General features: G+C 54.3%; 1 pseudogene. It reads right to left on the minus strand.

Annotation, left to right across the window (positions count from 1 at the left end):
- A pseudogene (locus HT737_RS30595) lies at nucleotides 1-437 on the minus strand (haloacid dehalogenase-like hydrolase); the annotation flags it as partial.
- Nucleotides 438-689 lie beyond the last annotated feature (252 nt).

The following is a 689-nucleotide window of genomic DNA, read 5'->3' on the forward strand; positions in this document are numbered from 1 at the left end:
ACCGGTTTGCCCGAGGCCATCAGCTCATCGACATAGCCTTTGAGCTCCTTGAGCGTGAAGCCGGAGAACACTTGCGCCACCCACGGGTAGCAGACCATGTCGTCGACTTCGCACAGCCGGTAGTAGTAACTGAACAGGCTTTCCTTATGGTCGGCGGTGTCCTTGAACGGCATCAGCTTCAGGGAGGGATCGAGTTTGTCGCGGGTGATCAGGCCCTTGTTTTCCATGAACGGCAGCAACGACTCTTCGAGGTCATAGCGGTAACTGGTGTTGTCCATGTCGAACACCGCGTAGTTACCTTTGTTGGCATTGGCCGCGATCATCGCGTCCAGTGCCTTGGCCTGATCCGCCGGCCAGTGCTTCAGATCGGTGGCGAATGCGTGAGCGGCTAGACCCAATCCAAGCACCACAGCGAGCATTTTCGGTGCGAACTTCATCGGCGTTTTCTCCCTGACTGAAAGACATCGACGCTAACAAATAAGTGTGACAGTCCTCGTCTGTCAGCGACCGCTTACGTCTCTTCAACGCCAGTTGCATTGCCAAGAGCGACAAGCGCTTATTCCAAAAACGACGGACGACCTGCTATTTCGGTATTAATTCATTGGAAATCAAACTGTTAGGCTTCCCGGTTCGCAGTTGCCCCAGAAGGCGACTGGCACAAGTCTTATCGGAGTCTTCATGAATCTGCC

It is taken from the genome of Pseudomonas sp. MD195_PC81_125 (genome assembly GCF_014060985.1).
GTDB classification, from domain to species: Bacteria; Pseudomonadota; Gammaproteobacteria; order Pseudomonadales; family Pseudomonadaceae; genus Aquipseudomonas; species Aquipseudomonas parakoreensis.